This window comes from Aminobacter sp. UC22_36, assembly GCF_044056035.1.
Lineage (GTDB): Bacteria > Pseudomonadota > Alphaproteobacteria > Rhizobiales > Rhizobiaceae > Aminobacter.
Genome location: NZ_CP171996.1, coordinates 405,271 through 429,161 on the forward strand (window position 1 = coordinate 405,271; position 23,891 = coordinate 429,161).

A 23,891-nucleotide genomic window follows, 5' to 3' on the forward strand; every position below is an offset into this window, starting at 1 on the left:
GAGTTCGAGCGCGATCTTGCGTCCGGCTTCCAGGCTCAACGCATAGCCGTTGCCATGGATGCCATTGCCGATCTCGCCGATACCAACGGCGCTCATGTCGCTGCGCAAGCTCGCCACCTGCGCCTGGGCGTCGACATAAAGGCCGCTGGCGCCGTGCCAGGTCAGGTTGGCGCCGATGCCGTAGCTTGTGGTGGTATTGGCGCCGTCGCCCAGGCTGGAGAAGATGTCTGCCGAGGCGCGCGAGTATTGCGCCGTCAGGCCGCCAATCAGCATGCCGGCCGGCCCTTCGTAGAATTGGCCGTCGAAGCCGATCTGCGTCAACGCCGTGTTGGCGTCATAGGAAGCATTGGCGGCACCCGCATCGGCCACGACATGGCCGTGGGCTGCTTCAATGCGCGTCCAGATCGCTGCCGCTGGTGCCGAGATCGCACCAGCACTGCCTTCCGCAGCAACGCGACGGCGGTCGCCGACACGCTGCTCGAGCGTCGGCAGGGCGATCATGCCAAGCAGCACCTGCGGATAGTTCTGGTAAACAGGCGTCGTCGGGGCCAGGCCCGCCGCGCGCAAATACCAGTCGCCGTCGGCCGGGTCCGATATGCCGTTGTGGAACAGCTTGTAGCTGTAGGCGCCACCGATGGCCGGCCCGCTGAGCGCGAAGGCATCGGCTGCGGAGCTGCCGTCGACCTGGACGATCCTGATGCCGTCGCCGGTCGTTTCGGCCCCGACGCCGCCGACATTGATGCCCCGGACCTGGGTCGGACCAGTACCCAGAATGCTGTTGCCGGTGATGACAAGAAGATCGGCTGGAGAACTGTCGCCGCCGAGTTCGGCCTCGACCTCCAATATGCCGCCATTGCTGGTGTAGTTGCCGGCGATGGTGAGAGTGCCAATCGAATTGCCCGGCGCGATAACGCCGCCAAGGCGGTTGATGGTGTTCCCGACAGTTCCGATGCCCTGCAACCGGCCACTGAGCACGTCCATGGTGCCGCCGAGAATGCCGTTGACGGTCAAGGTGCCGGCATTGACGGTCGTCGTGCCGGTGAAGGCCGAACTGTTGCCGGCAAGTGTCTGCTGGCCGCCGGCGAGGATGAAGCTGCCGCTGCCGGTAAATATGCCGGAGAACGTGTCGTTGGCCTGGGCCAGTGTGAGGGCCTGGCTACCAAAATTGACCGCGCCCGAGCCGGACAGCCTCGCGACCGACGTGCCCGACGTTGTCGCGGAGATATCGAACACCCCATCGGCGACGACGCCGCTGGAGCTTGCGAGGCTGGCATTTCCGGATAGAGCGAGCGTGCCCGACCGAATGACCGTCGCGCCGGCATAGCCGATTGAGCCTGTCAGGTTGAGCACGCCGCCACCAGCTACGGTCAAGCCGCCGCTTCCGGCGATATTGCCGGAGAGCGCGGCGGTGTTGCCCTTGGTGTCGATCGTACCGCCGCCGGCTGTCAGAGAAATGGAACGCGCCGATGTGAAGGACGAGCCGAATCGAAGCGTGCCTCCGTCGAAACTCAACCCGCCCGATGCCGCGCCAAGATTTCTGTCTGCGGTCACCTCAACCGTACCGCCATTAAGGAAAGTGCCGCTGGTGTAGGTGTTGGAACCGGAGAGGTAGGTCGTGCCGGCACCCTTGACGATCAGGCCACCGGTTCCCGTTACGGCGTTTTTGAGTAGTTGCCGGTTCCTACGGCATTGAGCGTCAGCATGGAGCTGCCGAGGAACACGAAGCGAAACGCCGTATGGCCCAGCTGAGTGATGCTGCCGGTGTTGCTGTCGATCCGCCATTCCTGGTTGCCACCGAGGGCGATCCGCTCCGACAATGTAATCTGCTGGTTAACCTGGCTGTCGACGCCCAGTCCATCCACGCCGTGGAGAGTGAGGGTCGATGACTGTGAGGCGGGAGTCATCGGCACGAATCCGCTGCCGGTATAGGGAGCCAGAAACACCAACTGACCAGCATTTCTGGCTGCACCCCACATGATTGACTGGCCGGTGCCTGCTTTATTGTAGATCGCCTGGTCGCCGATCCCGGGCAGGGGGTTAGGCCCTTCGAAGCCGCTACCGCCAGACTGCCCCCAAGTGACATTGCCCGACGAAACGAAATGAAAATCGGCGGCCACCGCAGGCCCAGACGACAACAGCGCCGTGATCGCGAGCGTCGAAACACTTGCGGAGATGAGGTGCGCGGTCGAAATTTTCCTGAAGGCAGGCATGCAAAATACTCCCTTCCGGGAGCGCATGTGCGGAGCCCGGTATCGATGGTCCGATACGAGTTGTCCTGCCAGGGGGAATGCATGCAGCAAGCTGCCGCAGAGCTAGTCCCTTGTCATGCCCGCCGCCTCTGTAGGCTCGCATAGAACTGGCCAAGCTGAAGTAGCGCTATGTCTCATTTGTCTGCGCATTTTGTCTCGGGCTATTGATCGGAGTTCTACCGGCGCGTGCCATTATGTCTCGCGCGCACGCCGCGATAGGTGGAGCACGACATCAAATCAGCTTACGCACCGTCATCTGCCGTTTCGACTTGGCGGGGGGGAACGTGCGATGCGGCGAGCCAGGACAGGCGCCCGATAGTGGTCGACGAAGTGCTGCTATCGACTGATTTCGTCGAACCGGGCCTGCGCGACGAAGTCTGGCGCAAGATCGCCAAGCCCTATTTTGAGGCGACGCAGGGCGACGAAGACACCATCCTGGAAGGCTCTATTCTCTCGCGCTCGCTCAGCACGATGCTGGTGGGAGCGACGACGTTCAACTGGCAACACTACAGCCGCGACCGGCGTTTCGTGTTGCAGAGCGGGCTCGACCATTACCTGCTGCAGCTTTTCATCTCCGGATCGCTCATGGGCGATTGCGACGGCCGCATGATCTCTGTCGATCCGGGCGACATCTGGGTCTTCGACCTTGCCCGCATCTTCAAAGGCAGTGCGCGCGCCGGATCGACGATTTCGATCGTCCTGCCGCGCGAGCGCGTCGACAAGGCAGCTGACGGGCGCAGCCTGCATGGTGTGGTGCTCAAGGCAGGGTTGCCCGTCACGCGGCTGCTGACGGATTTCATCGTCAGCCTGTCGAACGTGTCGGCTCAGATGGAGCATGCCGACATACTGGCCCTCGAGGGTGCGGCTATCGACCTGCTGGCGTGCGGGCTGGCGCGCCAGCTGCCGGACGGTGCACTCGGCGACCAGGCACTGGCGCATGTGCTGCGCCGGCGCGTGCTCGACGTCATCGACGCAAATCTCTCCGAACCGGAGTTGGGGCCCGCTCTGTTGATGCGTCGTTTCAGGGTTTCCCGGGCGCATCTCTACAGGACGTTCGCTGCCGATGGCGGGGTCGCCAGGGTGGTGCGCGAAAGGCGGCTCGATGCTTCCTATCGCGAACTTGTCAGCCCAGCCACACCGATCCGCTCGATCACCGAGATCGCCTATCAGCTCGGCTTTTCCGGCAGCGCGCAGTTTCTGCGGGCGTTTCGCGCCCGCTTCGGCATGACACCTAGCGAGGCGCGGCAGGAAGGTGGCACGCCGATGCAGGCCGACCGGCGGCTGGCGCAAGTGCACGAGCATCTGGCCGAGTATGCCCGCAAGCTCGGCGCGTCCTGACGCTCAGTTTTGCTCGCGCAGGGCGGCGGAAATGGCTTCGAGCCCGCCCCGGAGTTGCGCTTCGGTCGGCCAGCCGAAACCGACGCGAAAATAGGTTCTCGGCATTTCGAACCAGTGGCCGGGGCCGACATAGGCACCGTGCTTTTCGAGCAGGCCGTTGTAGAAGCGGTCGAGATCGAAATCGGGGCCGACATTGAACCGGGGAAAACCGACGACGCCGCCTTCCGGCCTGACCCATTCGACCAGCGGTTCGCGGTCGATCCATTGCTGGACCATGTCGCGCCGCGCCTTCATCTCGGGCATCAGCGCGCCGAGGAAGGTGTCGCGGCGCTCCAGCATGGCACGCGCGATGGCCTCGTCGATGACGCTGCCGCAAATGCCGATCTGCTCCTTGGCGGCGAGAAACCGTTCGTAGAGCTCGGCGTCTTGGGTGACCAGCCAGCCGATGCGGATGCCGGGTATGCCGAAGGCCTTGGACAGCGACGAGACGCTGATGGCACGCGCGCTGAGCGAGGCGGCGGCGGGCAGGCGTTGGCCGTAACTCAGGTCGCGATAGGTCTCGTCGACCAGCAGGTAGCAGCCGTGGCGCTCGGCGAGCGCGATCAGCCCGTCGAGGTCGGCGCGGCGCATGATCGTGCCGGTCGGGTTGTGCGGGCAGGTGACGCTGATGTAGCGCGTATTGGGGCGCAGGGCGGCAGCGACTTCCGCCAGGTCGACGGCGAAGTTGTTGTCGAAATCGAGGTCGATGTAGCTGATGGCGCAACCGATGGCGCGCGGCGTCTCGATGTTGGTGGCGTAGTTGGGGCGCACCACCACCAGGTGGTCCTTATCAGACAGCAGGCTGGTGGCGATGATGAACAAAGCGCCGGCCGCACCCGCGGTAACCAGGACGTGGTCGGGCGAAAGCCCGGCATCCTGGCCGGCGATCAGCTCGCGCAGGGCCTTGTCGCCGCGATGCTCGCCATAGAACAGCGTCAGGTCGGGCAAAGACAGGCCGATCTCGGACAGCTTCTGGTCGGCAATCGAGCTTTCCGAGAGATTGTAGCGAATTCGGTCATAGCCATATTCCTCCGGCGCTTCCTTTTCGATTACCATCCTGGCGTAGTTCATCGTCGCGCTCTCCCGTCCCACGGCATGCCAGCCGCTGCGATCATGTCGGCGAACAGCGTTAGTCAGGATCGCCGCGCCTAACCATCCTCCCAAGGGAGGAGGTTTGCCAGCAAAAGGGGACGCAGCAAGGCATGCCGCAGCACGACTATCGCGATGTGGCGGAGCTGGTTGGTGCCATCGGTGCGCCGACGTTTCCGTCGGTCCTGGCTGGCTGGATGCGCAGCCACGTCGCCTTCGACATGATCGCCATCGTCGTCTATCGCGGCAGCCAGCCGCCGCTGCACATCCATGACGACTTCAAGGGCGAGCAGGCGCGCAATGGGCTGAGGCAATATCTGGCCGAGACCTACTTGCTCAATCCGTTCTACCAGAGCCATCTCAAGGGCATCGCCTCAGGCGTCTACCGCATCCGTGATCTCGCGCCTGATCACTATCTGCAGAGCGAGGTCTACCGCTCCTACGAGATCATCATCTCGGAGACGGAGGAGATCGGCTACATCACCAGGGGCTGGCCGCGCGGGCTCGAGGAGATCGACATCGCCGTGGCGCTCGACGAACGCGAGACGACCGAGATCGGCATCTACAGCGCCAAGCCCGGGAGTTTCGATGACGCGGCAATCGAGAGGCTCAACGGCATGCTGCCGCTGATCGAAGCGAGCTTTCGCCAGCACTGGCAACGCATCAAGGCGCGGTATGTGGCCGAGCGGGTCTCGTCTGATGCCGGCTGGGCCGAAGCGGCCTACAACAGCTTCGGCAGCGATCTCTTGACCAACCGCGAGCGCGAGGTCGTGGTGCTGGTGCTGCGCGGGCATTCGTCGGACTCGATCGCAGCCCACCTCGACATCACCCGGGCCACGGTCAAGACTCACCGCAAGCATGCCTATGAGCGGCTTGGTATCTCGACCCAGGCCGAGCTGCTGTCGCTTTTTCTCCAGCATGTCCGCCAACACATGCCGGCAAGCTGAAGGCTACAGTTCCTCGAGTGCATCACCGATGGTTTCGATGCCCCGGAGCCGGGTTCGGCCGGCGGCGCCCGAGCGCTCGATGGCGCGGGTGGCGAGCAGGTGGCAGATCGCCATCGCCGAGACGTGGTTGAACAAGGGGCCCGGGGCGAGTGTCTGGCAGCGGAAATGCCAGGCCGCACTCTGGCGGTGGGGTACGCCCTCGTCGGTGATGTAAAGCAGCTTTGCCCCGCTTTTCTCGATGGCCGACAGCACCATCTCCATGCGCGCGATGCGGCGGCGCAGCCCGAACACCACTGTTACGTCGTCCTTGCCGACGCTGACAAGATGTTCGCCCAGCGTCTGTCCGCCGCCCGGAATAGCGACGATGTTTTCCACCACCTGCGTCATCTGCCACTGAAAATAGTCGGCGAAAGGGTGGCTGCTGCGGAAGCCGAGCACCCAGATCTTGCGGCTGGCCAGCATCGCCTCGACGGCGGCGTCGATCTGGCCGTCGGTGATGGTGGCGAAGGTGCCTTCGATGTTGGCGATGCCCTGGGCGACATGGGCGCCGAGCGACTGGACCCCGGCAGCATCAGTCGAAGTCGTCAGGAACAGGCGCGAGCCGGTCTGCTTTTCCTCGCGCGCATGGCGCCGGGCTTCTTCGTAATTCTCGTAGCCCAGACGTTTGACGAAGCGCGATACCGTGGCGTTGGAGACATTGGCCAGTGTAGCAAGCTCGGACGCGGAATAGCTCGCCAGTTCGCCGGGAAAGTCGCAGACGAAGTCGCCGAGCCGCCTTTCGGCCGGATGCAGCGTGTCGAGCGCCTCGCGCACACGGAAAAGAAATGGCCGATCCTTGGGGTTTGTCATGCCGCCTGCCGCTGAATTCTGGTCGCGCACATTTGCGCCGTTCGGCCGCCACCGCAAGAGTGGAAGCCCTCGAAACCCTGCCGAAACTGCCGCAATCACGAGGAATCACAAAGACATAAGCTCTTTGCCGCACAGCGCAACTCGTCTCACTGCCGCGACGTAAGATTGGGCTATAAAAACAATATTTCACATGTTAGATTGATGAAAATCAGTTTTCATCTGGTTCAGCCAAGGGAGGAGAAACCATGGCAGCGGAAAGTATGGTGCAATCCGGCAAGTCATCGCCGGTCATTCGACAATTGGAATCGGCGCTGAGCCGGATAGGCGTGACAGGCGCTCATAAACAGATCATCGCGCTGGTCCTGATAGGCTGTCTGTTCGACAGCTTCGAGCAAAACACGATCGGCGTCGCCGGTCCAATGCTGAAGGCGACCTGGGGCCTGACCGGCGCCGACATCGGCTTCCTCAATACCATCACCTTCGGCAGCGCCGCCATCGGCCGCCTGCTCTCGGGCATCCTCGGCGACCGTTACGGCCGCCGCGTGATGCTGACCTTCAATCTTCTGCTCTTCACCATCGGCTCGGCCGCCTGCGCACTGGCGCCCAACTTCGCCACGCTGTGCTTTGCCCGCGCCATCGTCGGCTTCGGCGTCGGCGGCGAGATCTCGACCGCGGTCACCATGCTGTCGGAGTTCTGCTCGCCAAAGTTCCGTGGCACGGCGGCAGGCCTCGTCAATGTCGGTGCCGGCGGTTTCGGCAACTTCCTGGCACCGGCTTTCGGCCTCTTGATCTTCACGCTGTTTCCCGGCGACAACGCCTGGCGCTGGCTGTTCGCTTCGCTCGCCCTGCCGGCCCTGCTGGTGGTGTTCTACCGCCGCTACGTGCCCGAGACGCCGCGCTTCCTGGCATCGCAGAACAGGATCGCCGAGGCCAACAAGGTGCTGTCGATCCTTGAATCGGGGTCGCTCCGGCCGCGCAATCTTGTTGTCCGCGAATATCTGACCCACGATCCGGCGCAGGACGAAGCTCCGAACAAGAACAGCTGGAAGGAACTGTTCCGCGCCCCGTTCATTGGCCGGACCGTTCCTGTCGCCATCGCCATCCTGATGAGCTACGGCGCCCAGCTGTCGGTGCTGACGCTGATGCCGATCATCTTCGTCTCGATGGGCTACACGCTGCAGGGCAGCCTGCTCTACTCGATGATCATCCAGAGCGGCAGCGTGCTCGGCGCCATCGCCGCCTCGATGTTCGGCTACTACTTCCCCCGCAAGAAGGTGCTCACAGTCGGTGCCGTCTTCGCCTGCCTCGCAGCCGTGTCGATCGTCTATCTCGGCACCAACATCTATCTGGTGCTGCTGTTCGGCGCGATCTTCCAGTTCTTCGTGCTGCTGCTCAACACCTCGATCTGGATCTATGCGCCCGAGCTGTTTCCAACCCGGATTCGCGCCTTCGGCGTGGCCTTCATCCTGGCAACGGGCTCGGCGGCCGGCTCCTTCATCCCCACCGTTGCCGGCGCGCTGTTCGACAACTACGGCATGGTTGGTGTGTTCAGCCTGGCGGCGGCGATGTACGCGGTCTTTGCCTTCTGCATCCAGTTGGGCCCTGAGACCTATGGCATGTCGATGGAAGACCTGACCCAGCCGGCGGAGGTCGAGACACCCGAAGTGTCGACCCGGCAGGCGCAAGCAAGAGCGTAATGATGACTTCACATATCCTGTTGATCAATCCCAACAGCTCGCAGGCAACCAGCGACATGATGCATGCCATCGCGCGCAAGACTGCAGCAGGACGGGTGGCCGTGGCGATTGCCACGGCCACCCGGAACCCGCCGATGATCGTCAACGGCCCGCAGCTGGAAGCTGCGGCCGACCAGGTCGTCGAGATCGGGTCCGACCACGGCAGGGACTGCCGGGGCATCATCGTCAGCGCATTCGGCGATCCCGGCCTGGCAGCCCTGAGGGAACGCATCGACGTTCCAGTCGTCGGCATCTGCGAAGCCTCGATGATCGAGGCTTCGCGCGGCGGGCAGCGATTTGGCGTTGCGACAACGACGCCTGATCTGGCCGAGGCGATCGCAGGCCGTGCCCGCGACCTGGGGCTTACCCATCTCTACACCGGCATCCGCTGCACGCCGGGCGACCCGATTGCTCTCGCCGGCGACGAAAAGCGCCTTGGCCAGTCTCTGGCCGAAGCGGTGCGCGCATGCATCGAGCTGGATGGAGCGGAGGCCGTCATCATTGGCGGCGGCCCGCTCGGACAGGCAGCCGAACAGCTGCAGCCGCTGTTCGACACGCCTGTCATCGCGCCGATTCCCTGCGCCATGGAACGCCTGCTGGCGCTGCTGCCGGCCGGCGACGGAGAGCTGTCGTCAATGCCGGCGTGAGGGGCTCGCTGGCCTGCGCATGCGGGACGGCGGTGGTTACCGCTGTGCCTTGCGCCTGGCAGCCTTGGCACGACGCTTCTGCCTGAGCCTGCGCTCAAGCAGCGACAATTCGATGCCGATCATGCGCGGCGCGTAGATCGCCGGACCGTGGTTGCCACCGGCCGCGCGTAGAATCTCCTGCAATGCGCGCCGCGACATCAGCTCGCGCAGCTTGCGCAAGGTGCGCCATTTGCCGAACGTCGAAAACAGCAAGGGCAGGTTTTCGGCAATGATGGTCCGGGCTTCCGGTGCCTCGAAGACTTGAAGCGAAGAGACGCCGTTGCTCTCGAGAACCTGGGCGACCGCGGACCAGAATCGCCATGCCCCCATGCGTGGCGAAAGTGTTGCGGCGTCCTCGATGAGAACCCGCATCGCCTCGCGCCGCCGCGCCGGGAAAAACCGCTGGGCAGGGCCTGCGATATCCACCACGCCGTCCAGAGCCGGGTTGCCAGCGAAGAAGTTGTCGCCGTGCAACCGATAGGCCGACAACGGCATGGCGATCGTCGCCGACCCGCCGAATACATGGGCGAGCCGGCAAAAATGGCCGTCTACCGACAATCCGAACATGACATCTGATTTGGCGCGTGGCCGTATCGTTTCGAGCAGGAAACGACGGAACATGTTGGACGTGCCCGGTGACCACAGCCAGCCATTTTCGGTGGGTGGATGAGCGACGATGCTGCGGTCGAGTTGGTCGAATTGCGCCCGGCTGACCTCCGACAATCGCAGCACCAAAAGGAGCTTCGCAGGCCGCCATCGCGCGTATCGAGCTGCAATCCCCTGAGACCGGTCCCCAATACCGCGCCGGCAGCATCGATCTCGATCACCGCGCTCGATGTGAATGCGACACCGCGCGGCAGTGCCAGATGCGCCTGGACATGCATGGCGGCAAAATCCGCCAGCAGATAGTCGTCGGAATCGACGAAGGTGACGAAATCGCCGCGCGCGACATCAAGGCCTTTCAGCGCGCCTGTGAGCGCGCCGAGGTTTTCGTCGAGCCAGATCGTACGAAACCGTGGGTCGTCGGCGATCGCCGCCTCGATCTCGGCGCGGCTGCCGTCGGTCGAGCCGTTGTCGACGACGATGGCCTCGAAATTGGGATAGGTCTGGTTGCGAACCGAGCGGATCGCCGATCCGACGAAACGGGCGTAGTTCCAGTTGCGGATGATGAATGAGACGAGCGGATAGGTCACCGGCTCGGGCACGCGTTCGTTGAGCGACAGCCCGCCCAGCGTCAAATTCGATGCCGACGTCTCGGCCGACAGCTCGTCCAGCTTCTTGTGCACTCACGATTCCCCGGCAAAGGCTGAGCGGGGCAGGCGCTCTTGCTACGGCTCGTCACATCGCATGGCATGCTGGCCTTGGCAACAAGCAGCCGCGCGGGCGTCAATCCAGCGCGCGGTCGAGATGGGTGTAGCCGCCGTCGACGAACAGCCATTGGCCGGTGGTGTGGCTGGCCTTGTCGGAGAGCAGGAAGATGATGGTGTCGGCGATCTCCTGCGCTGTCGTCATGCGTTGTCCCAGCGGAATACGGCGGGTGATCTCCTCCAGCCGCGCTTCGGGATCGTCGAAGGTTTTCAGCCATTTGTCGTAGAGCGGCGTCATCACTTCGGCCGGAATGACCGCGTTGACGCGGACGCCGTCGCCGCGCAGGGCTGCCGCCCATTCACGCGTCAGCGACAGCTGCGCGCCCTTGGCGGCGGTGTAGCCGCTGGTGTTGCCCTGGCCGGTGAGTGCTGTCTTGGACGAGACGTTGACGATGGCGCCGCGCGACTGCTTCAGCCACGGCAGGCAGTGATGCGCGGCCGTGTAGTAGTGGATCAGGTTGCGTTCGAGCGACTCGCGGAAGGCATCCGGCCCGGCCTCCAGTCCAATGCCGTCATTGATGCCGGCATTGTTGACCAGACCGTCGATGCGGCCGAAGATTTTTGCCACCTCGTTGACCGCGGTTTCGATCTCTGGGTCGTGCATCAGCTCGACCTGGACGAACATCGAGCGCGACGAGGCTGCCTTGAGTTTAGCGGCAAAGTCTTCGGCCAGCGGGCTGCGGCCGAAGACGACTGATATGGCGCCTTCGGCGGCAAGGCCGAGCGAAACCGCGCCGCCGATACCGGCACCGCCGCCGGTGACGATGACGACCTTGTCCTTCAGCCCGAGATCCATCTTAGCCTCCGTCAGCCGCGGAACTGGAAGTCTTCGAACGTCGCCGGCTTCATCTCGATGGAGAAGCCGGGCGCTATTGGCGGCATGTAGGCCGCGTTGCGGACGATGCAGGGTTCCTTGAAGTGTTCGTGCAGGTGGTCGACATATTCGACGACGCGGCCCTCACGGGTGCCGGCGATGCAGACATAATCGATCATCGACAGATGCTGGACGTATTCGCACAGCCCGACGCCGCCGGCATGCGGGCAGACGAGCAGGTTGTATTTCGCCGCCATCAAGAGCACCGCCAGGATCTCGTTGACGCCGCCGAGGCGGCAGGAGTCGATCTGCACCACGTCGATGGCGCCGCGCATGATGAACTGCTTGAACATGATACGGTTCTGGCACATCTCGCCGGTGGCGACCTGTACCGGGGCCACGCCCTCGCGGATCTTGCGGTGGCCCTCGACGTCGTCGGGATTGGTCGGCTCCTCGATGAACCACGGCTTGGCGAAGGCGAGGTCGCGGACCCAGTCGATGGCCTGGCCGACCTCCCAGACCTGGTTGGCGTCGATCATCAGCTGGCGGTCGGGGCCGAGCACCTCGCGGGCGATGCGCAGGCGCCTGATGTCGTCGGCCTTGTCGCGGCCGACCTTGAGCTTGACGTGATTGAAGCCGGCGTCGACCGCTTCCTGGCAGAGACGGCGCAGCTTCTCGTCCTCATAGCCGAGCCAGCCAGCCGAAGTGGTGTAGCAGGGGTAGCCTTCGCGCTCGAGAATGGCGATGCGCTCGGCCTTGCCTGAAGCCTTGTCACGCAGCATGGCCAGCGCTTCGTCAGGGGTGATGCAGTCGGTGATGTAGCGGAAGTCGATGCAGCGCACGAGTTCTTCGGGCGACATGTCGGCGACCAGCCTCCACACCGGCTTGCCCGACATCTTGGCCCAGATGTCCCAGACAGCGTTGACGACAGCGCCGGTGGCGAGATGGATCGCGCCTTTGTCGGGCCCGATCCAGCGCAGCTGGCTGTCGGAGGTGACATGGCGCCAGAAGGCGCCCATGTCGGCTGCGACCTTGCCCATGTCAAGGCCGACGACAAGATGGCGCATCGCCTCGATCGCGGCGCAGCAGATCTCGTTGCCACGGCCGATGGTGAAGGTCAGGCCATGACCCTCGATGCCGGGCGCGTCGGTCTTGAGGATGACGTAGGCCGCCGAATAATCGGGGTCCGGGTTCATCGCGTCGGAACCGTCGAGATGCTGCGAGGTCGGGAAGCGCAGGTCGAGCACCCGCATGTCGATGATTCTGGTCATGGTCGTGGGTCCTCTGAGCATGATCCCGAAAGGGCGAAGACCTTTCGGCCAAGATCATACGGCTAAGACAAGAGCGAGATGGCGGCTTAAGACGACGTCATCTCGTTCCATGGGTTCAGGCGGCGACGACGCGCTGCCTCTGGGTGCCGAGGCCTTCGATGCCGAGCGACATCGTCTGGCCTGGCTTGAGATAGACGGGCGGTTTCTGGCCGAGGCCGACGCCGGGCGGGGTGCCGGTGGAGATGACGTCGCCGGCCTGCAGGCTCATGAAACGGCTGAGATAGGCGACGATCTGCTGCACGGTGAAGATCATTGTCATGGTCGAACCGTCCTGGAAGCGCCTGCCGTCGACGTCGAGCCAGAGCTTGAGGTTCTGCGGGTCGGCTATTTCGTCTGCGGTCACCATCCACGGACCGGTCGGGCCGAAGGTGTCGCAGCCCTTGCCCTTGTCCCAGGTGCCGCCGCGCTCGATCTGGTATTCGCGTTCGGAGACGTCGTTGATGACGCAGTAGCCGGCGACGTGGCTCATCGCGTCGGCCTCGTCGATGTAGCGGCCGGGCTTGCCGATGACGACACCGAGCTCGACCTCCCAGTCGGTCTTGACCGAGCCGCGCGGAATTTCGACGTCGTCGTCGGGACCGACGATTGCCGAGGTCCATTTGTTGAAGACGATGGGTTCTGCCGGGATGGCAGCACCGGTTTCAGCGGCGTGGTCGGCGTAGTTGAGGCCGATGCAGATGAATTTGCCGATACGACCGACGCAGGCGCCGAGACGCAGATCCTGCTGCGGTGTGCCGGCAACCAGCGGCAGCGTCTCGACGTTCACAGCGCGCAAGCGCGCGAGGCCCTCGGGCGAAAGCACGTCGCCGGCGATGTCGTCGACGATGCCTGAGAGGTCGCGGACGCGGCCGGACGTGTCGAGGATACCGGGCTTTTCGTTGCCCTTGGGGCCGTAGCGGAGCAGTTTCATCTGGATCACCTTGTTGGGAAAGAAACCGGAGGCGGCAGACCGCCTCCGGGGAGAGTTGCGCAGGATCAGTCGTACAGCACAGCTGCGATTTCAGGCTGATCGATGTTGGTCTTGTCATAGTAGTAGAAGCCGGTGTCGATGTTCTTCTCGACCGCTTCACCCTTGGCTGCCTTGACGGCTGCTTCGACGGTCTTGTAGCCGATACCAACAGGGTTCTGGGTGATGGCGCCGGCCATCTGGCCGTCGCGGATCGCCTGCTTTTGCTGGGCGCCCGAGTCGTAGCCGATGATCACCAGCTGGCGGCCGAGTTCCTTGGCGCCGTTGACGACACCGATGGCCGAGCCTTCATTGGCGCCGAACATGCCCTTGAGGTCTGGGTTGGCCTGCAGGATCGCCTTGGTGATTTCCGTCGACTTGAGGTGATCGCCTTCACCATATTCGATGGCGACGATCTCGACCTTCGGATGGGCTTCCTTCATGCGGTTGACGAAACCGTCGCGGCGGTCGATGCCGGTGCGGCTTGTCTGGTCGTGCACGACCAGCGCGACCTTGCCTTCGTCGCCGATCAGTGCCGCCATCTTGTCGGCCGCAAGGGCTGCCGCGGCGATGTTATTGGTCGAGGCGGTGGCGACCGGGATATCGCCTTCGACACCCGAGTCGAAAGCGACGACCGGGATCTTGGCGTCCTTGGCCTGCTGCAGCAGCGGCAGGGCGGCCTGGCTGTCGAGGGCGGCGAAGCCGATGGCAGCCGGCTTCTTGGCAAGGGCCGCCGCCAGCATGTCGATCTGGCGGTCGACCTGGGTTTCCGAGTCAGGGCCTTCGAAGGTGACTTCGACGCCGAGGTCGGCCGCTGCCTTGTCGGCGCCCGCCTTCACGGCCTGCCAGAACTGATGCTGGAAGCCCTTGGAGATGAGCGGGATGTACATCTTGTCCTGGGCCATTGCCATGGTCGAGCCGTAGCCGAGGATTGTCATGGCGCTGAGAGCGCCAAGCACTGTGCGTCTGGTGAACATGTTTCCTCCGATTGGTCGTTGGTTGAACGTTGCTGGTGGAGCGCTTTCGCTCTCTTTTTGATGTTGGCGCAGCACCACGGCGCTGCGCGAAGCAAGCTTCCTCAAAGCCTGCGGCGCCGCAGAATGTCGGTGTAGACGGCGAGAATGATGATCGAGCCGGTGACCACGGTCTGCCATTCCTGGGCGACCGATAGGATGCGCAGGCCGTTGGCGAGCACGGAGATGATGAGCGCGCCGATAAGCGTGCCGATGATGGTGCCACGGCCACCCGACAGCGATGTGCCGCCTATGACGACGGCCGCGATGGCGTCGAGCTCGTAACCCTGGCCGAGCGCCGGCTGGGCCGAGTTGAGGCGCGAGGCGATGAGCAGGCCGGCGATGCCGCAGATGCTGCCGGAAAGTGCATAGACGGCGATCTTCCAGCGGTCGGTGTTGACGCCGGACAGCCGCACGGCCTCCTCGTTGGAACCGAGCGCGAAAGTGAAGCGGCCAAGGATGGTGCGTTCGAGGATGAAGCTCGTTGCGATCGCGACCAGGAACAGGATCAGCACGCCATTGGGGATCGGCAGGCCAGGGATGACCGTGCCGATCAGCGACCCTTGCGAGATCTGGGTGAAGCCTGGCGTGTTGTTGAAATAGATCGGACGGGTGCCCGAGATGACAAGCGACAGTCCCTTGAGGATCAGCATCATGCCGAGCGTGGCGATGAAGGGCGGGATCTTGAGCTTGGCGACGAAGGTGCCCGATAGCGTGCCGCTGGCGGCACCCGCAAGGATGGCCGCCAGCACGCCGAGGCCGAGCGGCATGCCCCAGAAGGTCAGCACCACGCCTGCGATGACGGCGCAGAAGGTCATCAGCGTACCGACCGAAAGGTCGATGCCGCCGGTGATGATGACAAGCGTTGCGGCGATCGCCAGCACACCGTTGACCGACGTCGCCTGCAGGATGGCGATGATGTTGGAGGTCTGCATGAAATTGGGTGAGGCGAAGCTGAACACCGCGACTAGTATGATCAGGCTGGCGAAAGCGAGCAGCCGGTGCTGGGCGCCCGAGAATCGCGCCGCGGTCGAGACGCTTGCTGTGGATGCGGTTGCACTCATTTGGCCTCTCCCTTTGCCGGCTTATCTTGTTTGTTGACGGCGTCGCCGCGAAGTGTCGCCAGATGCATGATCTCTTCCTGGCTGGCGCCGCCAGGCAGGATGCCGGTCAGCCGGCCTTCGCACATGACGGCGATGCGATGGCTGAGCCTGAGCACCTCGGGCAGTTCCGACGAGATGACGATGATGGCGCGGCCCTGCTTGGCCAGCGCGTTCAACAGCTTGTAGATCTCGTTCTTGGCGCCGACATCGATGCCGCGCGTCGGCTCGTCGAAGATCAGCACCTCGCAGTCGCGCAAAAGCCATTTGGCGATGACGATCTTCTGCTGGTTGCCGCCGGAGAGCAGACGCACTTCCTGCCGGTCGGACGGCGTCTTGATCGCGAGCTGGTCGATGTAGCGTGCGGCCGCGTCGTGCATCGCGGCTTCCCTGAGCAGCCCGCCGGAGCCGGTGAAGCGGGCGAGGCTGGCCAAAACGACGTTGTTGCGCACGTCCATGCCGGTGGCGAGGCCGAAATGCTTGCGGTCCTCGGAGAGGTAGCCGATGCCGGCGCGCACCGCGTCCTGCGGGATGCGGATGTCGACCTTTTTGCCGTGCATGTAGATGTCGCCGCTGTCGCGGCGGTCGGCGCCGAAGACGGCGCGGGCGACCTCGGTACGGCCCGCACCCATCAGGCCGGCGAAGCCGAGGATTTCGCCCTTGCGGACAGAAAGGCTGACGTCGCGGATGACCGTGCCGCGATTGAGGTGTTTGACTTCGAGCACGACCTCGGAAGTGGCATGGTCCGGTATGTCGGGGCGCTCATCGGTCAGGGCGCGGCCGACCATCATCGAGATGATCTTGTCGACGGGCGTTTCGGCGGCCGGCACCGTGCCGATATATTCGCTGTCGCGCATGACCGTGACGCGGTCGGCGATGCGCTTCAGTTCATCCATCTTGTGCGAGATGTAGACGATGCCGACGCCTTCGGCCTTGAGCCTGTCGATGATGGCGAAAAGCTCGGCGATCTCGGCATCGTTCAAGGCAGCTGTCGGCTCATCCATGATCAGCACGCGCGAACGGTAGGACAACGCCTTGGCGATCTCGACCATCTGCTGGCGGGCAATCGTCAAGCCGCCGACCGGCGTGCGTGGGTCGAGCTTGAGATGCATGCTGGCGAAGATTTCCGCCGCTTTGGCATTGAGCCTGGCCTCGTCGAGCAGCAAGCCGCCAGCCTTGCGCGGCTCGCGGCCGATGAAGATGTTCTGCGCCGCGGTCAGATGTGGCATCAGGTTGAGTTCCTGATGGATGATGCCGATGCCGAGGTCCTGCGCCTGGCGCGGCGAGTTGATCTCGACCGACTTGCCGTCGAGCAGGATTTCGCCGGCGTCGCGCCGGTAGATGCCGGCGAGGATCTTCATCAGCGTCGACTTGCCGGCGCCATTCTCGCCCATCAAGGCGTGGACCTCGCCCGCGCGCAGCTCGAGCTGGGCATTGTGCAGGGCGCGCACGCCGGGGAACGACTTGCCGATATCCTTCATGACGACGAGGGCGGTCATGCGCGTCCTCCTTCGAGGCCGTAGAAGCGCTGGGCAGCTCCGGCCAGGATCTGCGTCCGTTCGCTGGCGCTGAGACCGTCCAGCAAGAGTTCGGTGACCTTGACCCAGCCGCCGAAGCTTGCAGCCAGGGTCAGGACCGGCCAGTCCGAGCCCCAGACGATGCGGCGCGGCCCGAACCACGCCAGCAGTTTCTCGACAGTCGGCCGGAGAGCCGCAACGGCCCTTTCCGGCGTCGAGCGACGCTCGACAGGCAATTCGGTGAGCAGGCCGGAAAGCTTGCAGATAGACCTGGGGTGAACGGGCAAGAGCTGCCATGCCGGTCTCCCACATGGCGTGGCGTGGATCGCTGGCTTCAGTGGCGAGTGCCGGCTTGGCGGCGTGGTCGATGATGACGGGCAAGTCAGGATTGGCATCGACGAAACGCTTCAGCGCCGCAAGATGTTGCGGCATGACCAGCGCGTCGAAACGCAGGCCAAGACGCTTCAGCGCGGCGATGGCCTGCGGATGCGGGCGGGTGGCGATCCAGTCGGGATCATCGAGATCCTGCAGCATTGGCCGGACGCCCTTGAATAGCGGGTTTTTCGCCAGGCGGCCCAGAGAGGCCACGCTTTCGGCCGCCGACAAATCGACCCAGCCGACGACGCCGGCCACCGCTTTGTCTTCGCGCCCTTGATCGAGCAGGAAATCCGTTTCGGCTTCAGTGGGGGCGGCCTGGACCAGGATGCGCTGGCCTATGCCAGCTGTCTCGGCGAGCGGCCGCATCTCGGCTGCGCCAAAGTCGCGATAGATCGGCGCGAGATGCGCGGCGTCAGGCGTCAGCCAGCCGTAATCGCCACGCTGGAGCGCCCAGTAGTGACAGTGGCCGTCGATCCTTTCGATCATGGCCGCCGCTCCGCCTAGATGGTGACGCCGCCGTCGACCAGGACAGCCTGGCCGGTGACGAAGCGGGACTCGTCGGACAGCAGGTAGACCACCAGCGGCGCGATGTCGTCGACGGTGGCGAGCCGGCCGATCGGCTGGCGGGCGATGAAGTCCTTCTCCGCCTGCACCGGGTCGGCGGCGGCGGCGATACGGCCGCGCAGCGAGGGTGTGTCGACGGTGCCGGGGCAGAGCGCGTTGCAGCGCACGCCGCGGCGGATGAAGTCGGCGGCCATACCCTTGGTGAAGCCGATTACCGCAGCCTTGGTGGCGCCGTAGAGCAGCCGGTTGGGGAAGCCTTTGATCGACGAGGCCATCGACGCCATGTTGAGGATGGCAACGCTGCCAGTCTTTTCAGCCTGCTCCAGCATGCCGGGCAGGAACGCCCTGGTGGTGCGGTACATGCTCTTGACGTTGAGGTCGAAGCTGAAATCCCAGTCCTCGTCGCTGCAGTCCATGATGGTGCCGTTGTGGACGAAACCGGCGCAGTTGAAGAGCCCGTCGAGCGGTGCCTGCTGCTTGGCGAAGGCGGCGACTGCCGCGCCATCACGCACGTCGAGACGATGGGTCTCGATGCGATCGCTTTCGTTGGCCAGCGCTGCCAGGGCCTCGGCGTTGATATCGGTGGCAATGATGTGGGCGCCTTCCGCGGCGCAGGCCAGCGCACTGGCGCGGCCAATGCCTTGGGCGGCGGCGGAAATGAAGATGCGTTTCCCGCTTAGTCGCATAACCGTTGCCCTCCCAGCAAACTGCTTGCGTCTGTCTATATACGAACATACTATTCATAAATGAACCGACCTTGCAATGGGGAAATGCGAGGCGGATCGACAGGGAGGATTTCGAGCGATGCCAAAAGGGCCTTCAAAGACCGCCAACAGCGTCGACAAGGACGAGCGCTACCGCGCGCCCGCGCTCGACAAGGGGCTGGATATTCTGGAGCTGCTTTCAGAGCAGCCGGGCGGGCTGACGCGCGCCGAGATCGTCAAGGCGATGGGGCGCGGACCGAGCGAGGTCTATCGTATGCTCGAACGTCTTGTGGCGCGCGACTTCGTCAGCCGTTCGCCCGAAGGCGACCGTTATGCACTGACGATGAAGCTGTTCATCCTCGCGCACCGGCACCCGCCGGTGCGCCGGCTGGTGGCGCGGGCGCAGCCGCTGATGGATACGTTCTCGCTGGCCGCCGGCCAGTCATGCCACCTGGTGGCGCCCGACCGCGACGCGGCGATCGTGGTGGCGCATGCCAGCTGCCCCGGTAACTGGGAGTTCGGCATCCGCATCGGCGCCCATATCGAGCTTCTCACCACCAGCTCCGGCCACATCCTGCTTGCCTTCCAGGACGAGCATTCGAAGGCCGAGGTCGCGGCACGCTGGGAAGGCACGAAGCTGGCTGACGTGCGTGAAAAACTGGAGCCGACATTGACCGGCTACCGAGACGCCGGCCATCGGGTCGGCCCGAGCCAGCAGATGCGCGCCATCGACGACATCTCGGTGCCGATCCTGTCGCCCGACGGCTACGCGATTGCCGTGCTGACCTGCCCCTATATCCAGCGGCTGGACGACAAGCAGACCGACATCGACCAGACGCTTGTGCTGCTCAAGGACGTCGCGGCGAAGCTGTCGCTGTCATAGGTATCTTTGGCCAGGGCCGCTCTGCCCCTCACCCTTAGCCTGTCCTCCCAGACGGGGAGAGGGGGCGTCAGCGTTGCCGCTTGTTCCTTCCCCCCGTTTACGAGGAGAAGGTGCCGGCAGGCGGATGAGGGGTAGCTCTAGGTCAACCGAAATGTCTTAAGCGTCAGGCGGCACCACGCCCTTGCGGACGGCGAAGTCAGCGTAGAAGCGGCGCTCCTGCGTCTGGATGACGGCGTAGGCCTTTTTGGCGCGTTCGTAGAAGGCGAAGCGCTCGATGCCGACCATTTTGGTGCCGGTGCCCGCGATCAGCTTGCCGACCTCGCGCTGGACATCGGGAATCTCGTCCGGCTTGCCAACCACTTCCATGCGGCCGAAGGCATCGTCGACGAAGGTGTCGACGGGCATGACCGAAAGCACTGCCTTCATCACGCTGACAATGTCGCCGTCGATGCGCAAGGGACGGCCATAGACAGTTTGCCTGGCCATGGCATCGGCGGGGAAGTTGGCATCGGCGACGATCAGATCGTCGCCATGGCCCATGGCGCGGAGCACGTAGAGCACGTCGGGGCCGAGCAGCGGGTCGATGCCAAGGAGCATTGGAAACACCTGATGTTGCGATTGGGGACGGTTGCCCCTTGATGCCAGAATTGCAGGCAAGTGCTGCCGCGCGCAAGCGGTGTCAGGCGTCGCGCACGAATCCTTCGCTCGCCACCAGCAGGTTGCGTGTGTATTCCTTGGCGACGTTGCGCGTGGCGAGGTCGCCGGCCTCCAGCCGCTCGACCTCCTCGCCACTTTGCATGACCATCAAGCGTTCGCACATATGGGTGATGACGCCAAGGTCGTGGCTGACCATGACGAAGGTCAGCTTGCGGTCGCGACGGATCTGTTCGAGCAGATTCAGCACTTCGGCCTGCACCGAAGCGTCGAGCGCCGATGTAGGTTCGTCGAGCAGAAGCACCGAAGGTTCGAGGATCAGCGCGCGGGCAATGGCGACGCGCTGGCGCTGACCGCCGGAGAGCTGGTGCGAATAGCGGAAACGGAAGCCGGAGCCGAGGCCGACCTCGTCGAGCGCGCGCTGGATGCGCTTTTCGGTGTCGGCAAAGCCGTGGATGTCGAGCGGCTCGAGCAGCAGCCGGTCGACCGTCTGGCGCGGGTGCAGCGACCCGTAGGGGTCCTGGAACACCATCTGCACCTGACGGTAGAATTCCTTGTCGCGGGTCTTGCCCAGGCGCTTGCCGGCAACGTCGATGGTACCAGAGGTCACAGGCGCCAGACCGGCGACGGCACGCAGCAGCGTCGACTTGCCGGAGCCAGATTCGCCAACCAGGCCGAAGGATTCGCCCTGGGCAACCGTCAGGCTGACGTCCTTGAGTGCGATGAACTCGTCGTAGACGACGCGCAGGCGATCGATGGCAAGGGCAGGGGTCAAAGCAGCCACTCCGGCTGGCGGTCGAGCACGGGCAGCGGATGCCGGTCGGAGCCGATCTTGGGCATGCAGTTGAGCAGGCCTTGCGTGTAGGGGTGCTTCGCCTGCGACAGTTCGGAGGCCTTCAATTCCTCGACGATCTTGCCGGCATACATGACGATGACCCGGTCGCAGAAGGTCGAGACCAGGCGCAAATCATGCGAGATGAAGATCAGTCCCATGCCGCGGTCGATGACCAGCCGGTCGAGGATGCGCAAGATGTCGAGTTGGACGGTGACGTCGAGCGCCGAGGTCGGTTCGTCGGCGATCAGAAGTTCAGGACCGGCAATCAGCATCATCGCGATCATGGCGCGCTGGCCCATGCCGCCCGACACCTCGTGCGGGTAGAGATCGTAGACACGCCTGGGGTCGCGGATCTGGACGGCGGCGAGCATGTCGAGCGCGCGCTCGCGTGCTGTCGACTTGCCGATCTTCTCATGCGTGCGCAGCGTCTCGACGATCTGCCGGCCGATGGTCATGACCGGATCGAGCGAATATTTCGGGTCCTGCAGGATCATGGCGATGCGGTTGCCGCGCAGCGCCCGGCGCTCGGCAGCGGAGGCCTTGAGCAGGTCGATGCCGCTGAATTCGAGCCGCTTCGCCCTGATCTCGGCCTGTTGCGGCGTCAGCCCCATGATGGCGCGCCCGGTCTGCGACTTGCCCGAACCGGACTCGCCGACGATGCCGAGACGTTCCTGTCCGAGCGCGAAGGAGACACCGCGCACCGCTTCGACCACCCCGGTGCGGGTGGGGAAGGAGACGCTGAGGTTTTCGACATGCAGCAGCGTGCTCATTGGCCACCGCTGCGTGTATCGAGTGCATCGCGCAGCCCGTCGCCGAGCAGGTTGAAGCCGAGGCTGACGATGAGGATCGCGGCACCGGGCGCGGCCGCAACCCACCATTGGTCGAGGATGAAGCGGCGCCCCGAGGCGATCATCGCGCCCCATTCGGGCAGCGGTGGCTGCGCCCCGAGGCCGAGGAAGCCGAGACCGGCGGCGGTCAGGATGATGCCGGCCATGTCGAGAGTGACGCGGACGATCAGCGAGGAGATGCACAAAGGCATGATGTGGCGCAACACGATGCGCATCGGCGAGGCACCCATCAGCTTGACCGCCGCGATGTAGTCGGAGTTGCGCACTGTCAGCGTTTCGGCGCGGGCGATACGGGCGTAGGGTGGCCACGAGGTCAGGGCGATGGCGATGATGGCGTTTTCGATGCCGGGACCGAGCGCCGCCACAAAGGCCAGTGCCAGCACCAGCTTGGGAAAGGCGAGGAAGATGTCGGTGATGCGCATCAGCACGGCGTCGATCCAGCCGCCGGCATAGCCAGCCGCCGTGCCCACCAGCAGGCCGATCGGAGCGGCGATGACCGCCACCAGCACGATGACCTGCAAGGTCAGCCGCGAGCCATAGATCAGGCGCGAGAGGATGTCGCGGCCCTGGTCGTCGGTGCCGAGCCAATTGGCGGCACTGGGCGCCAGCAGGCGGGCGTTCTTGAGGTCGCCGATATAGGGCGAATGCGGCGCGAGCAGCGGCGCGAATGCGGCGACGAACAGCAGCAGCAAGATAATGCCGAGGCCGATGACGGCCAGCTTGTTTGCGGCAAAACGGCTCCAGGTCAGATAGGCGCGGCCGAGCCGCGCCTGCAGGCGCGATTGCGGCCTGTCGGTGAGAAGCCAATCGCGGCGGGTCATTGTTGTGTCGCTCATCGGATCCGCGTCCTTGGGTCGAGCAGGCGATAGAGCAGGTCGGACAACAGGTTGAGTGCGATGAACACCGAACCGATGACGATCGTGCCGCCAAGCACCGCATTCATGTCGGCGTTCTGCAGCGAGTTGGTGATGTAGAGGCCAAGTCCGGGCCAGGCGAATACCGTTTCGGTCAGCACCGAGCCTTCGAGCAAACCGGCATAAGACAGCGCGATCACCGTCACCAGCGGCACCGCGGCATTGCGCAGCGCGTGACCCCAGATGATGCGGGTTTCCGACAGGCCCTTGGCGCGTGCGGCGACGATGTATTCCTGGCTGAGCTCGTTGAGCATGAACGACCGCGTCATGCGGCTGATATAGGCGAGCGAGAAATAGCCGAGCAGCGAGGCCGGCAAGATGATGTGGGCGAAGATGTCCTTGAACGCCGCCCAGTCGCGGTTGAGCACAGCGTCGAGCAAATAAAAGCCGGTGATCGGCGTGAAGGTGTATTCGAACACCACGTCGATGCGGCCGGGGCCGGCGGTCCAACCGAGCCGGGCGTAGAACACCAGCAGTGCCAAAAGGCCGAGCCAGAAGATCGGCACCGAATAGCCGATCAGGCCGATAATGCGCACGACCTGGTCGGCAAGGCTGCCGCGCTTGACGGCGGCCAGCACGCCGAGCGGAATGCCGAGGGCGGCACCGATGATGGTGCCGACGGTGGCGAGTTCCATGGTGGCCGGAAAGACGCGGCGGATGTCGGCCATCACTGCATTGGTGGTCAGCACCGAGGTGCCGAAATCGCCCTGCAGCACGCCTTTCACATAGAGGTAGAACTGCTGGTAGTAGGGCAGGTTGAAGCCCATCTCCTCACGCGTGCGCTCGACGACATGAGCGGGCGCCCGGTCGCCGACGATGGCGAGAACGGGGTCGATCGGCACGACGCGGCCGATGAAGAAGGTCACCGCCAACAGGCCGAGATAGGTCGTGGCCACGATCACCACAAAACCGGCGACGGACTTGAGAATGGCGGAGGCGCGCCTGTTGGCGCGCCTCGCTTGCGTCTGGTTTTCCATGCTGCTCAACGGACTGATCCTTTTGTGCATGACCCCCGAAAATCGCTACCGATTTTCGGAAAGGATCATGCACAGACTCGTTTGCTACAGCGTCCTTTGCGCATCCAAAGAGG

General features: G+C 64.1%; 23 protein-coding genes and 2 pseudogenes. 5 read left to right on the forward strand and 20 right to left on the reverse strand.

Annotated features, from left to right (window positions below; translation table 11 throughout):
- Window positions 1-63: 63 nt before the first annotated feature.
- Window positions 64-1,638, reverse strand: a pseudogene (locus ACHMW7_RS04905) (autotransporter outer membrane beta-barrel domain-containing protein); the annotation flags it as partial.
- A 14-nt stretch (window positions 1,639-1,652) separates the two neighbouring features.
- Window positions 1,653-2,210 carry a hypothetical protein gene (locus ACHMW7_RS04910; RefSeq protein ID WP_395449230.1) on the reverse strand — a complete coding sequence of 186 codons (558 nt, stop codon included), beginning with the start codon at window positions 2,208-2,210 and terminating at the stop codon, window positions 1,653-1,655.
- Between the two features lie 357 nt (window positions 2,211-2,567).
- Between ACHMW7_RS04910 and ACHMW7_RS04915 the strand changes: the two genes are divergently transcribed.
- Entirely contained in the window at window positions 2,568-3,587 is a 1,020-nt protein-coding gene (locus ACHMW7_RS04915; RefSeq protein WP_395449231.1) for a helix-turn-helix domain-containing protein, read from the forward strand.
- Window positions 3,588-3,590: 3 nt separating this feature from the next.
- Here ACHMW7_RS04915 and ACHMW7_RS04920 read toward each other — a convergent pair whose 3' ends face one another.
- Window positions 3,591-4,697: an aminotransferase class I/II-fold pyridoxal phosphate-dependent enzyme gene (locus ACHMW7_RS04920; protein ID WP_395449232.1), complete on the reverse strand. Its 1,107-nt coding sequence runs from the start codon at window positions 4,695-4,697 to the stop codon at window positions 3,591-3,593.
- 131 nt (window positions 4,698-4,828) lie between these two features.
- Between ACHMW7_RS04920 and ACHMW7_RS04925 the strand changes: the two genes are divergently transcribed.
- Window positions 4,829-5,662, forward strand: a complete 834-nt coding sequence (locus ACHMW7_RS04925; RefSeq protein WP_395449233.1) for a response regulator transcription factor — start codon at window positions 4,829-4,831, stop codon at window positions 5,660-5,662.
- A 3-nt stretch (window positions 5,663-5,665) separates the two neighbouring features.
- On the opposite strand, the gene ACHMW7_RS04930 is transcribed toward ACHMW7_RS04925, so the two are convergent.
- Complete coding sequence (locus tag ACHMW7_RS04930; RefSeq protein WP_395449234.1) at window positions 5,666-6,511, reverse strand: MurR/RpiR family transcriptional regulator; 846 nt, start codon at window positions 6,509-6,511, stop codon at window positions 5,666-5,668.
- A 245-nt stretch (window positions 6,512-6,756) separates the two neighbouring features.
- On the opposite strand from ACHMW7_RS04930, the gene ACHMW7_RS04935 reads away from it, so the two are divergent.
- The gene (locus tag ACHMW7_RS04935) at window positions 6,757-8,208 is read left to right on the forward strand and encodes an MFS transporter (protein WP_395449235.1); all 1,452 of its coding nucleotides are present in this window, start codon (window positions 6,757-6,759) and stop codon (window positions 8,206-8,208) included.
- Window positions 8,209-8,210: 2 nt separating this feature from the next.
- Window positions 8,211-8,894, forward strand: coding sequence for an aspartate/glutamate racemase family protein (locus ACHMW7_RS04940; RefSeq protein ID WP_395449236.1), 684 nt, complete (start codon window positions 8,211-8,213; stop codon window positions 8,892-8,894).
- 36 nt (window positions 8,895-8,930) lie between these two features.
- On the opposite strand, the gene ACHMW7_RS04945 is transcribed toward ACHMW7_RS04940, so the two are convergent.
- From ACHMW7_RS04945 to ACHMW7_RS04995, 11 genes and pseudogenes are all read right to left on the reverse strand, one after another.
- Window positions 8,931-9,500, reverse strand: a complete 570-nt coding sequence (locus ACHMW7_RS04945; protein WP_395449237.1) for a hypothetical protein — start codon at window positions 9,498-9,500, stop codon at window positions 8,931-8,933.
- Window positions 9,482-10,219, reverse strand: coding sequence for a glycosyltransferase family 2 protein (locus tag ACHMW7_RS04950; protein WP_395449238.1), 738 nt, complete (start codon window positions 10,217-10,219; stop codon window positions 9,482-9,484). Before ACHMW7_RS04950 ends, ACHMW7_RS04945 begins: the two co-directional genes overlap by 19 nt.
- A 100-nt stretch (window positions 10,220-10,319) precedes the next feature.
- Window positions 10,320-11,096, reverse strand: coding sequence for an SDR family oxidoreductase (locus ACHMW7_RS04955; RefSeq protein ID WP_395449239.1), 777 nt, complete (start codon window positions 11,094-11,096; stop codon window positions 10,320-10,322).
- Between the two features lie 11 nt (window positions 11,097-11,107).
- Window positions 11,108-12,385, reverse strand: coding sequence for an L-fuconate dehydratase (locus ACHMW7_RS04960; protein WP_395449240.1), 1,278 nt, complete (start codon window positions 12,383-12,385; stop codon window positions 11,108-11,110).
- A 115-nt stretch (window positions 12,386-12,500) separates the two neighbouring features.
- The gene (locus ACHMW7_RS04965) at window positions 12,501-13,355 is read right to left on the reverse strand and encodes a fumarylacetoacetate hydrolase family protein (protein WP_395449241.1); all 855 of its coding nucleotides are present in this window, start codon (window positions 13,353-13,355) and stop codon (window positions 12,501-12,503) included.
- A gap of 65 nt (window positions 13,356-13,420) precedes the next feature.
- Window positions 13,421-14,368 (reverse strand): ABC transporter substrate-binding protein, encoded by a 948-nt coding sequence (locus ACHMW7_RS04970; RefSeq protein ID WP_395449242.1) that lies wholly within the window; start codon window positions 14,366-14,368, stop codon window positions 13,421-13,423.
- A 101-nt stretch (window positions 14,369-14,469) separates the two neighbouring features.
- Window positions 14,470-15,468, reverse strand: a complete 999-nt coding sequence (locus tag ACHMW7_RS04975; RefSeq protein WP_395449243.1) for an ABC transporter permease — start codon at window positions 15,466-15,468, stop codon at window positions 14,470-14,472.
- On the reverse strand, window positions 15,465-17,003 hold the full coding sequence (locus ACHMW7_RS04980; protein WP_395451264.1) for a sugar ABC transporter ATP-binding protein: 1,539 nt from the start codon (window positions 17,001-17,003) through the stop codon (window positions 15,465-15,467). Before ACHMW7_RS04980 ends, ACHMW7_RS04975 begins: the two co-directional genes overlap by 4 nt.
- Window positions 17,000-17,416: an amidohydrolase family protein gene (locus ACHMW7_RS04985; RefSeq protein WP_395451265.1), complete on the reverse strand. Its 417-nt coding sequence runs from the start codon at window positions 17,414-17,416 to the stop codon at window positions 17,000-17,002. Before ACHMW7_RS04985 ends, ACHMW7_RS04980 begins: the two co-directional genes overlap by 4 nt.
- Window positions 17,343-17,885: pseudogene (locus ACHMW7_RS04990) on the reverse strand (amidohydrolase family protein); the annotation flags it as partial. The gene ACHMW7_RS04985 and the pseudogene ACHMW7_RS04990, both read right to left, overlap by 74 nt.
- A 14-nt stretch (window positions 17,886-17,899) precedes the next feature.
- A complete protein-coding gene (locus ACHMW7_RS04995; RefSeq protein ID WP_395449244.1) occupies window positions 17,900-18,649 on the reverse strand; it encodes an SDR family oxidoreductase in 750 nt (249 codons plus the stop codon).
- 118 nt (window positions 18,650-18,767) lie between these two features.
- Here ACHMW7_RS04995 and ACHMW7_RS05000 point away from each other — a divergent pair, with 118 nt between their 5' ends.
- Window positions 18,768-19,550 carry an IclR family transcriptional regulator gene (locus ACHMW7_RS05000; protein WP_395449245.1) on the forward strand — a complete coding sequence of 261 codons (783 nt, stop codon included), beginning with the start codon at window positions 18,768-18,770 and terminating at the stop codon, window positions 19,548-19,550.
- A gap of 156 nt (window positions 19,551-19,706) precedes the next feature.
- Here ACHMW7_RS05000 and ACHMW7_RS05005 read toward each other — a convergent pair whose 3' ends face one another.
- From ACHMW7_RS05005 to ACHMW7_RS05025, 5 genes are all read right to left on the reverse strand, one after another.
- Window positions 19,707-20,147, reverse strand: a complete 441-nt coding sequence (locus ACHMW7_RS05005; RefSeq protein ID WP_395449246.1) for an RbsD/FucU family protein — start codon at window positions 20,145-20,147, stop codon at window positions 19,707-19,709.
- A gap of 82 nt (window positions 20,148-20,229) precedes the next feature.
- Window positions 20,230-20,979: an ABC transporter ATP-binding protein gene (locus ACHMW7_RS05010; protein ID WP_395449247.1), complete on the reverse strand. Its 750-nt coding sequence runs from the start codon at window positions 20,977-20,979 to the stop codon at window positions 20,230-20,232.
- On the reverse strand, window positions 20,976-21,809 hold the full coding sequence (locus tag ACHMW7_RS05015; protein WP_395449248.1) for an ABC transporter ATP-binding protein: 834 nt from the start codon (window positions 21,807-21,809) through the stop codon (window positions 20,976-20,978). Before ACHMW7_RS05015 ends, ACHMW7_RS05010 begins: the two co-directional genes overlap by 4 nt.
- The gene (gene nikC / locus ACHMW7_RS05020; protein ID WP_395449249.1) at window positions 21,806-22,723 is read right to left on the reverse strand and encodes a nickel transporter permease; all 918 of its coding nucleotides are present in this window, start codon (window positions 22,721-22,723) and stop codon (window positions 21,806-21,808) included. Before nikC ends, ACHMW7_RS05015 begins: the two co-directional genes overlap by 4 nt.
- Entirely contained in the window at window positions 22,720-23,778 is a 1,059-nt protein-coding gene (locus ACHMW7_RS05025) for an ABC transporter permease (protein ID WP_395451266.1), read from the reverse strand. Before ACHMW7_RS05025 ends, nikC begins: the two co-directional genes overlap by 4 nt.
- Window positions 23,779-23,891: the final 113 nt, after the last annotated feature.

Excerpts from the sequence above, each read along its gene's own strand:
- ACHMW7_RS04930 (WP_395449234.1), bottom strand. The coding sequence starts at position 6,511 with ATGACAAACCCCAAGGATCGGCCATTTCTTTTCCGTGTGCGCGAGGCG.
- ACHMW7_RS04935 (WP_395449235.1), top strand. The coding sequence starts at position 6,757 with ATGGCAGCGGAAAGTATGGTGCAATCCGGCAAGTCATCGCCGGTCATT.
- nikC (WP_395449249.1), bottom strand. The coding sequence starts at position 22,723 with ATGAGCGACACAACAATGACCCGCCGCGATTGGCTTCTCACCGACAGG.
- ACHMW7_RS04985 (WP_395451265.1), bottom strand. The coding sequence starts at position 17,416 with ATGCCAATCCTGACTTGCCCGTCATCATCGACCACGCCGCCAAGCCGG.
- ACHMW7_RS04970 (WP_395449242.1), bottom strand. The coding sequence starts at position 14,368 with ATGTTCACCAGACGCACAGTGCTTGGCGCTCTCAGCGCCATGACAATC.
- ACHMW7_RS05015 (WP_395449248.1), bottom strand. The coding sequence starts at position 21,809 with ATGAGCACGCTGCTGCATGTCGAAAACCTCAGCGTCTCCTTCCCCACC.
- ACHMW7_RS04960 (WP_395449240.1), bottom strand. The coding sequence starts at position 12,385 with ATGACCAGAATCATCGACATGCGGGTGCTCGACCTGCGCTTCCCGACC.
- ACHMW7_RS05005 (WP_395449246.1), bottom strand. The coding sequence starts at position 20,147 with ATGCTCCTTGGCATCGACCCGCTGCTCGGCCCCGACGTGCTCTACGTG.
- ACHMW7_RS04980 (WP_395451264.1), bottom strand. The coding sequence starts at position 17,003 with ATGACCGCCCTCGTCGTCATGAAGGATATCGGCAAGTCGTTCCCCGGC.
- ACHMW7_RS04955 (WP_395449239.1), bottom strand. The coding sequence starts at position 11,096 with ATGGATCTCGGGCTGAAGGACAAGGTCGTCATCGTCACCGGCGGCGGT.
- ACHMW7_RS04975 (WP_395449243.1), bottom strand. The coding sequence starts at position 15,468 with ATGAGTGCAACCGCATCCACAGCAAGCGTCTCGACCGCGGCGCGATTC.
- ACHMW7_RS04940 (WP_395449236.1), top strand. The coding sequence starts at position 8,211 with ATGACTTCACATATCCTGTTGATCAATCCCAACAGCTCGCAGGCAACC.
- ACHMW7_RS04945 (WP_395449237.1), bottom strand. The coding sequence starts at position 9,500 with ATGTTCGGATTGTCGGTAGACGGCCATTTTTGCCGGCTCGCCCATGTA.
- ACHMW7_RS04925 (WP_395449233.1), top strand. The coding sequence starts at position 4,829 with ATGCCGCAGCACGACTATCGCGATGTGGCGGAGCTGGTTGGTGCCATC.
- ACHMW7_RS04995 (WP_395449244.1), bottom strand. The coding sequence starts at position 18,649 with ATGCGACTAAGCGGGAAACGCATCTTCATTTCCGCCGCCGCCCAAGGC.
- ACHMW7_RS05025 (WP_395451266.1), bottom strand. The coding sequence starts at position 23,778 with ATGGAAAACCAGACGCAAGCGAGGCGCGCCAACAGGCGCGCCTCCGCC.
- ACHMW7_RS05000 (WP_395449245.1), top strand. The coding sequence starts at position 18,768 with ATGCCAAAAGGGCCTTCAAAGACCGCCAACAGCGTCGACAAGGACGAG.
- ACHMW7_RS04920 (WP_395449232.1), bottom strand. The coding sequence starts at position 4,697 with ATGAACTACGCCAGGATGGTAATCGAAAAGGAAGCGCCGGAGGAATAT.
- ACHMW7_RS04910 (WP_395449230.1), bottom strand. The coding sequence starts at position 2,210 with ATGCCTGCCTTCAGGAAAATTTCGACCGCGCACCTCATCTCCGCAAGT.
- ACHMW7_RS04965 (WP_395449241.1), bottom strand. The coding sequence starts at position 13,355 with ATGAAACTGCTCCGCTACGGCCCCAAGGGCAACGAAAAGCCCGGTATC.